Source organism: Fluviicola sp. (genome assembly GCF_030151805.1).
GTDB lineage: Bacteria > Bacteroidota > Bacteroidia > Flavobacteriales_D > Crocinitomicaceae > Fluviicola.
This window is the reverse complement of sequence record NZ_JASLCN010000171.1, coordinates 1-3,695: the sequence shown is the minus strand read 5'-3', so window position 1 is coordinate 3,695 and position 3,695 is coordinate 1. Positions and strand designations below refer to the sequence as shown.

General features: G+C 41.9%; 4 protein-coding genes. 3 read left to right on the top strand and 1 reads right to left on the bottom strand.

Annotated elements, in window-relative coordinates; all coding sequences use genetic code 11:
• On the top strand, window positions 1-787 hold a 787-nt coding region (locus tag Q1V93_RS06570; RefSeq protein WP_300663001.1), incomplete at its 5' end, for a tetrahydrofolate dehydrogenase/cyclohydrolase catalytic domain-containing protein.
• Window positions 788-836: 49 nt separating this feature from the next.
• Here Q1V93_RS06570 and Q1V93_RS06565 read toward each other — a convergent pair.
• Complete coding sequence (locus Q1V93_RS06565) at window positions 837-2,327, bottom strand: NAD(P)/FAD-dependent oxidoreductase (protein WP_300662999.1); 1,491 nt, start codon at window positions 2,325-2,327, stop codon at window positions 837-839.
• Window positions 2,328-2,390: 63 nt separating this feature from the next.
• Here Q1V93_RS06565 and Q1V93_RS06560 point away from each other — a divergent pair, with 63 nt between their 5' ends.
• The gene (locus Q1V93_RS06560; RefSeq protein WP_300662997.1) at window positions 2,391-2,873 is read left to right on the top strand and encodes a YkgJ family cysteine cluster protein; all 483 of its coding nucleotides are present in this window, start codon (window positions 2,391-2,393) and stop codon (window positions 2,871-2,873) included.
• 67 nt (window positions 2,874-2,940) lie between these two features.
• A partial coding sequence (locus tag Q1V93_RS06555) for a hypothetical protein (protein WP_300662995.1) occupies window positions 2,941-3,695 on the top strand: 755 nt, incomplete at its 3' end.

Here is a 3,695-nt window from a genome sequence, read left to right as displayed (position 1 = left end):
TCCTCACCTGGCAGCAATTCTGGTAGGAAAAGACGGAGGTTCAGTTACTTATGTTAATAATAAATTGAAAGCATGTGAGGAGATCGGTTTTGAAAGTACTTTAATCCGTTACGATGATTCGATTACGGAAGATACACTTTTAAAGAAAATCCAATCTTTGAATGAAGATAAAAGTATCGACGGATACATTGTTCAACTTCCGCTTCCGGATCATATTGATGAAATGAAAGTAACATTGTCCATCGATCCGAAAAAAGATGTGGATGGTTTTCATCCGATCAATGTTGGAAACATGATGTTGAATATTCCCGGATTTGTTCCTGCAACACCGGCCGGAATTGTGGAATTGATGCGCCGTTATAAGATCGAAACCGCAGGGAAAAACTGTGTGGTTGTTGGTCGAAGTAATATTGTGGGAACTCCTTTGAGCCTGCTTTTAGGAAAGAACACAAATCCCGGAAATTGTACGGTGACCCTGGCTCACTCTAAATCTGAAAATATCAAGGACATTTGCCTGAACGCAGATATTTTGGTTGCTGCGGTTGGAATTCCCGGTTTTATCACAGCTGATATGGTGAAAGAAGGCGCCGTTGTGATTGATGTCGGGACAACACGTATCGAAGATCCAAGCCGTGAAAGAGGGTGGAGATTGGCAGGAGATGTTGACTTCAAAGAAGTTGCACCTAAAACTTCGGCAATCACTCCTGTTCCCGGTGGCGTAGGTCCAATGACGATTGCGTCGCTGATGATCAATACTTTGAAAGCGATGGAGTTGAAAGGGAAATGATTTAATTCAACATGCAAAAGTTTTTTGTTTTTGCATTTACAATTTTGAATTAAAGTCTTTCAAGCGGTGTTTTCACTCCGTCAACCAAAGAATAGCAAGCCAGTTTGTCTTTAAAAACAGAAGACTTGAACAACGAACGGTTCAGGAGCATTCTCACGCATTCCTGGATCCCTTCAGCAATGGATGGATGCGGATGAACCAATTCTGCAATAACATGAATCGGCAAACCGAGTTTCATGATCAATCCGATGGTTTGAATGGCAGTAGAAGCATGTTCACCGACGGCTCTCATTCCAAGTACATGCATTTCACTGTCATTGGTTACAATGATTTTGAAAAAACCTTCCGTTTTCCGCATGGCAATGGCGCGGGCGATCACTGAATAATCAATTTTGACGACTTTGACCGGAATGTTCTTTTCAATGCACTGCATTTCGTTGATTCCTACTGCGGCAACTTCCGGCTGAAGGAACATAATTGTACAGACATTGTCATAACTCAATCGTTCACGAATGGTCCCGAAAGCCCTTTCAACAGCATGACGTGCCTCAATTTCTCCCATGTTTACCAACGCAATTCTACCCGAAACATCACCAACAGCGTAAATATGCGGAACATTCGTTACGGTATCATCATCACCGATATGCATTCCCCGTTTTGACATTAAAACACCTGCATTTTCCAAATTCAGCGTCTCAATATTCGGAACGCGACCAATAGACAAAAGTGCTTTTTCCACACGGATTACTTCGCGCGATCCGTCCGGATAACTCAACTCATATTCCACTTCATTTCCCAGGTTTTCCAGGCGTTCCAATTGTGCATTGTGGTGGATCGTAACTCCTTTTTCTTCCAGGTTCTCACTCACAATGTTGGAAATATCAATGTCTTCAAAAGGCAGAATCCTGTCGGCACGATCAATGAGGTATACTTTGGTCTTTCCGAAATTCGAGAAAATAGTTGCGTATTCACAACCAATCACACCAGCTCCTACAATTACCAGGCTTTTGGGATAATCCGTCAGGTTTTCGATGCCGTCGCTGGTCAATACCGTTTGTTCATCAACATTGACATCCGGCATTTTTCGTGGTCTGCTGCCGCTGGCAATAACGATATTATCACCTGAAATAACGGTTCGTTCTCCATTTTGCAGAATTTCTAATTCGTGCGGAGAAATAAAACTTGCCGATCCTCTTTCATAAGCGAGCAGTTTGTTCATTGTTTCAGTCTGAAGCAGTTTGAGATGGCAGGAATATTGAAATTTGCGTTCAAAAACAGCCTCGTCAACTGTCGCCATAACATCCTCCCAAGAAAGGTGAAATTTTTCTCTTCCTTTTCCGCTGATCGTATCATTCACGGATGCAATTTTCTGGGAAATCTCCCAAAGAGTTTTGGAAGACAGGGCGCCGTTGTAAACGCCGGCTCCGCCAACGCGGTCTTTTTCGATCAAACAAACACGTTTTCCGAAATCAATTCCTCGCATAGCAGCAGCGTATCCGGCAGGTCCTCCTCCAATGACAATCAGATCAAATTTTTCCATAAGTATCCCGACTAAATTAAACAATACTTTAAAATCAGGATGGGTTTGTGCTAATTTTGTAGCATGAATTTGAAAGAATTGACGGATTACGGAAAAGCTGAAAAAGAATCTTATGAAAAATGGATCAGGAAGGCGAAGAAAGCAAACAACCGCTTGCTGGATGATCAGTTTCATAAATTACACCAGGAAGCATTTAAGAAAATCGACTGCCTGGTTTGTGCCAATTGCTGTAAAACCACCAGTCCGATCTTCCGGGATGTAGATGTCAAACGCCTTTCGAAAAGACTGAAAATGTCGGAAAGTAAGTTCATTGATACCTATCTGAAAATTGATGAAGACCAGGATTACGTGCTTCAGTCGTCTCCCTGTGCTTTTTTAGGTGCTGATAATTACTGTTCTGTCTATGAAGACCGGCCGCTTGCATGCAGGGAATATCCGCACACGGATCGGAAGAATATGTACCAGATTTTACCACTTACGAGAAAGAACATGGAAGTCTGTCCGGCAGTGAGTTATATTATGAAAGAAATATCGAAAAAAATATAACAAAACTTACAACCTTTTGTATAATTTGGCGTCTGCATTAAAGAACTTATAGAACCAAAATTATAGCATGAGGTCACTTCTTCTCTCCGTTTTACTACTTGTTTTAAGCAACACTTTATTGGCCCAACAAGCGAAACAAGGTAACTACACGGTTACTGCTGCAGGGACTGTTTTGAATGCTTACACGAATGTTACTTCCAATATTGCTGTGAATGCTACTACTTTATCAGTAGGATCCAATACATTAACAAATTCCTATTTCACAACCAACCTGGGAGCAGGAGATTTGATTCTGATCATTCAAATGCAGGGAGCATCCATGGATATTATAACAAATCCTGCTGTGCCTGCGGCCCAGGGAGGATGGGGCGGAAATTATACCGTTTCAAATTCTGCTTGGGCAGATATGGGAAACATGGGGAATTACCGCTCAGATTGGGGAGCAGTTACAAGTTATGGTAGCTCCGGAAAATATGAATATGCGGAAGTTCTTTCTGTATCTGGCACAAACGTGATTAATGTACGTTGCGCCTTGAAAAATTCATATACGGCAAGCGGACATGTTCAGGTGGTGCGTGTACCAAGAATTGGAAATTTAACATTAAATGCAAATAGTACAATTATTCCTTTGCAATGGGATGGATCCATAGGAGGAATTGTTGCTCTGGAAGTGAATGGTGCTTTGAATTTTGGAACGAACTCTAAAATCAGTGCATCAGGATTAGGGTTCAGGGGTGGAATAACAGATAATGATACAGGAGGGCCTGCAGCATCAGCAACTGAAAAAGGAAAGCCTGGGTATAGTGCTTCTACTGAAGGAGC

Excerpts from the sequence above, each read along its gene's own strand:
- Q1V93_RS06565 (WP_300662999.1), bottom strand. The coding sequence starts at position 2,327 with ATGGAAAAATTTGATCTGATTGTCATTGGAGGAGGACCTGCCGGATAC.
- Q1V93_RS06560 (WP_300662997.1), top strand. The coding sequence starts at position 2,391 with ATGAATTTGAAAGAATTGACGGATTACGGAAAAGCTGAAAAAGAATCT.